Here is a 4166-nt window from a genome sequence, read left to right as displayed (position 1 = left end):
CCCGGCCGGCGGGGGGGCGGGGGTGCGCGTGGGGGCGGGGCTCCCGCCCCACCGCTCACCCGGCTGCTCCCGCCCCACCGCTCACCCGGCCAGGGCGTGCCCCTGGCCCTCGTCCCCCTCGTCGCCCCCGTCGGCGTCGGGGCCGTACAGCGCGCGCTGCACGGTCGCGTAGGTCGCTCCGTGCTCGGCGAGGACGTCGGCGACGACCCCCGGCTTCGCCGTGAGAGCCAGGAGCAGGTGTTCCTCGCCGATGAACCGGTCGCCGCGGCCGAGGGCCACCCGGAGCGAGCTCTCCAGCACGGTCTTCGCCCCCGGGGCGAAGGGACGGTGCCCGGACCACCACCACCGGCGGCCGCCCCGGCCGGCGTCCAGGGCGCCTTCGCCGTGGGCCCCTTCGACCCGGGAGACGATCGCGCCGAGGTCGATCCCGATGCCGGCGAGGGCGTCGGTGTCGGCCTTGGTCAGGCCGCCGCGTCGGCGGGCCTCGGCGAAGGCGGCGTCCAGGGAGGCGCGGCGGGCGTGGAGGCCGAGGGCGGTGACGGCGAACGCGGCGCGGCCGCCCTCCTGTTCCAGCAGTGCGAGCAGCAGGTGTTCCTCGGTGACCGAGTCGGCCCCGGCCCGCTCGGCCTGGGCGACGCCGCCCTTCACGGTGGCGCGGGCCCCTCGGGTGAATCGCTCGAACATCAACGCCTCCCGTACTTCTTGTGCACGGCCTGCCGACTGACGCCCAGCTCGGCGGCGATCTCCTGCCACGACCAGCCCTGAACGCGGGCGCTTCTGACTTGTACGGCTTCGAGCTGCTCCAGCAGCCGCCGCAGCGCGGCCACCGCCCGCAGCCCGACGCGCGGGTCGCGGTCACCGGCGCGTGCGGCCAGATCCGTTGCTTCGGTCATGGCGTCAACTTACATTGACATCACCCTCTCGTCAATCGAAGTTGACATCATCGTCGGCGAGGCGCGCGTGCCGCTCGACGTCGTACCGGACGTCGCCGTACCGCAGCTTGGCCCGCTCGATGCCCTCGGGCGCGAATCCGGACCGGGTCGCGACCCGGCAGGAGGCGGGGTTGTCGGTGCGGTGCCCCAGCTCCAGCCGGTACAGCCCGAGCTCGCCGAAGGCCCAGCGCGCGAGCGCCCGCACGCCGGCCGGGGCGACGCCCCGGCCGCGCGCGGATTCGGTGGTCCAGTAGGAGACCCAGCCGCTGTCGTGCGTGCGGTTGACGACGTTGAGCGCCACACAGCCGAGCGCCTCCCCCTCCTCCCCCACGACGGCCCAGGAGTAGCCGGCGCGCGCACCGCGTTCACGCGCGCGGTCCGCGATCCAGGCCAGCGCCCCGGACCGGTCGTCCACGGGCCGGTCCGTCTGGCGGTCCATCTCCGCCGGGGTGAAGGCGCGGAGCACCGCCGAGGCGTCGTCGGGCAGCCAGGGGCGCAGCAGAAACCCTTCAGGGGTGGTCAGTTCGTCCATGCGGGCCAGCTTCCCGCACGGTCACCACCACCTCGGCCCCGGGCCACGCCAGCACGAGGGGCCACCCACCGCGCGACGCCTTGCCGAGGACATGAGCCGGGCCGGTGACGGAGACCCGCCATCCCCGGGAGGACGGCGGCAGGGACAGCTCGGTCACCCCGGGGCGTGCGGAGGCCCGGTAGGCCAGGCGGTAGGTGCGGCTGCCCGCGTCGTACGTCTCGGAGCGAACGGTTCCCGCGACGGCCGGGGCGTACGGGGTGGCGGTCTGCTCCTTGTTCGCACGGAAGCGGCCGCGCTCGTCGACGGCGCAGTACCCACCGCCGTAACACCAGACGTACCCCGCCCAGCCGGAGCTGTAGCGGTTCAGGGAGGCGACGGCCTCGCGGTAGAAGCGGCCCATGTTGGGGAGGGCGTTGTTCAGCGGCCCCCACTCCCCCACGACCACGGGCATCCGGTGGCGGGCCGGGTAGGCGGTGACGGCGGTCTCGTACGCCTCGATCCAGCCCGCGTCCGGGTCGTAGTCGGCGCCCGCTTCCATGGCGGTGTTGTAGAAGTGCGGGGCGTACACGGTCCGGCTGTCGTGGATCCGGCCGAGACCGGTGGGCACGCCCTCGCCGACGATGGGGGTGGGCTCGGCGAAGATCCAGGTGGAACGGTCCTTCGCCCGGACGGCGCGGGCGAGCCGGTTGTACATCGGGGTGAGGTGCTGGGCCTCGATGCGGCGGGCGGCGGCGGGCAGGTCCTCGCCGGGACGCAGCTCCCCCATGGGCTCGTTGATCAGGTCGTAGCCGATGACGGCCGGGTGGTCGCGGAGGCGTTCCGCCAGGACCTGCCACATGGCGGCCTGGGCGCGCTGGAGGTCGGGGTCCTCGTAGAGGTGGGTGAAGGCCCGCTGGACGGCGGGCTGGAAATACTCGGAGAACCAGTCGTCGGGGTTCGGCGTGAACGGCAGCCCGTCGGTCCTGGTGGCCCACTCCGGGATGCCCCGGTGACCGAAGGCCGGCCCGAAGACGTCCTGGTGGGCGTCGATGAGGACGTGGACGCGGTGCTTGTGAGCCCAGTCCAGGATGCGTTCGATCTTGCGGAGGTAGCGCGCGCTGTACTGCCCGCGCCGGGGCTCCAGGTCGTCCCAGAAGACCAGCAGCCGGGCGAAGTTGAAGCCGCCTGCCCGCAGGTCGCGGAAGTGCCGTTCGGTGATGGCAGCGAGGGCGTCCTCGCCGCGGTTCGCCTTGTCCTCGACGTTCCAGCCGCGCAGGGTGAGGGTGCGCCCGCGGTCGTCGGTGAGGGGCGGGACGGCGCGTTCGTACGAGGACGGGGACGGGGAGACGGGTGCGGGGCGCGCCGAGGCGGCGGGGGCGAGGGCCCCCGCCGCGAGCACGGACGCGACGACAACTGCCATGAGTGCTCTGCCCATTCGCATGGGCGGCATCTCATCAGCAAAGCTGAGACTTGTTCAAGTATGCGGAGTGGAGGAGTCTTTGGGGGATCTAGGAGGTCGGCGTGAGCACGATCTTCCCGAACAGATCGCCGGACTCCAGCCGCCCGAACCCCTCCCGGGCCCGGTCCAGCGGCAGCACCTCGTCGATGACCGGGCGCACGCCGGTGGTCGCGCAGAACGCGAGCAGGTCCTCCAGCTCGTCCTTGGACCCCATGGTGGAGCCGACGACCTTCAGCTCCAGGAAGAAGATCCGGGTCAGCTCGGCGTGCGTGGGCCGGTCGCCGCTGGTGGCCCCGGAGATGACGAGGGTGCCGCCGGGACGCAGCGACTTCACGGAGTGGGACCAGGTGGCGGCCCCCACGGTCTCGATGACGGCGTCCACGCGCTGCGGAAGCCGGGCGCCGGGCTCGTACGCCTCCAGCGCGCCGAGTTCGACCGCCCGCTCGCGCTTGGCCTTGTCCCGGCTGGTGGCGAAGACCCGCAGTCCCGCGGCCTTGCCGAGCACGATCGCGGCGGTGGCGACCCCGCCTCCGGCGCCCTGGACGAGCACGGAATCGCCGGGCCGCACCCCGGCGTTGGTGAACAGCATCCGGTACGCGGTGAGCCAGGCGGTCGGCAGGCAGGCGGCCTCGGCGAAGCTGAGCTCCTTCGGCTTGGGCAGGACGTTCCAGGTGGGGACGGTGACCTGCTCGGCGAAGGTGCCCTGGTAGCGCTCGGTGAGGATGGAGCGCGGCTCGTCGGGCCCGACGCCGTGCCCGGACTGCCCGATGACGGAGTGCAGGACGACCTCGTTGCCGTCCTGGTCGACGCCGGCCGCGTCGCAGCCGAGGATCATCGGCAGCCGGTCCTGCGAGAGGCCGACGCCCCGGAGGGACCAGAGGTCGTGGTGGTTGAGGGAGGCGGCCCGGACGGTGACGGTGCTCCACCCGGGACGCGCCTCGGGGGCCGGGCGCTCGCCCAGCTCCAGGCCGGTGAGGGGCTGGTCGGGGTCGATGCGGGCTGCGTAGGCGGCGAACATGGCTCGACGATAGGCGGGGCGGGGCGCGCACGTAACCGCCTCCGCGTGTGACGCACACCAACCGGGTCCGCCCGCGCCCCGCGCTTGACCAGCGGGGCCTCACGTTCCGGCCCCTCCAGCGGCAACCCAAGCCCCTGCGGCGATTGAGCAGCGGGGGCCCGCACAACCAGCCCCTCCGGCGATTGAGCAACGGAAGCCCGCACAACCAGCCCCTGCGGCGTCTAAGCAGCGGGGGCCCGCACAACC

5 protein-coding genes are annotated in these 4166 nt (G+C 73.5%); all 5 read right to left on the bottom strand.

The window, feature by feature from the left end:
- Positions 1 to 81: 81 nt before the first annotated feature.
- Positions 82 to 684 carry a Clp protease N-terminal domain-containing protein gene (locus ACFWM7_RS34175; RefSeq protein WP_383268361.1) on the bottom strand — a complete coding sequence of 201 codons (603 nt, stop codon included), beginning with the start codon at positions 682 to 684 and terminating at the stop codon, positions 82 to 84.
- Positions 684 to 893 carry a sigma factor-like helix-turn-helix DNA-binding protein gene (locus ACFWM7_RS34170; protein ID WP_006127526.1) on the bottom strand — a complete coding sequence of 70 codons (210 nt, stop codon included), beginning with the start codon at positions 891 to 893 and terminating at the stop codon, positions 684 to 686. Before ACFWM7_RS34170 ends, ACFWM7_RS34175 begins: the two co-directional genes overlap by 1 nt.
- A 31-nt stretch (positions 894 to 924) precedes the next feature.
- On the bottom strand, positions 925 to 1464 hold the full coding sequence (locus ACFWM7_RS34165; protein WP_383268358.1) for a GNAT family N-acetyltransferase: 540 nt from the start codon (positions 1462 to 1464) through the stop codon (positions 925 to 927).
- A complete protein-coding gene (locus ACFWM7_RS34160; protein ID WP_383268356.1) occupies positions 1442 to 2863 on the bottom strand; it encodes a cellulase family glycosylhydrolase in 1422 nt (473 codons plus the stop codon). The genes ACFWM7_RS34165 and ACFWM7_RS34160 overlap by 23 nt, the downstream gene beginning before the upstream one ends.
- Before the next feature lie 88 nt (positions 2864 to 2951).
- Complete coding sequence (locus tag ACFWM7_RS34155) at positions 2952 to 3920, bottom strand: zinc-binding dehydrogenase (RefSeq protein ID WP_383268353.1); 969 nt, start codon at positions 3918 to 3920, stop codon at positions 2952 to 2954.
- Between the last annotated feature and the right edge of the window lie 246 nt (positions 3921 to 4166).

Origin of the sequence: Streptomyces sp. NPDC058375, assembly GCF_042723425.1 — a bacterium.
Taxonomy (GTDB): Bacteria; Actinomycetota; Actinomycetes; order Streptomycetales; family Streptomycetaceae; genus Streptomyces; species Streptomyces durocortorensis.
The sequence above is the reverse complement of the archived record's forward strand: the minus strand, read 5'-3'. Positions and strand labels throughout refer to the sequence as shown.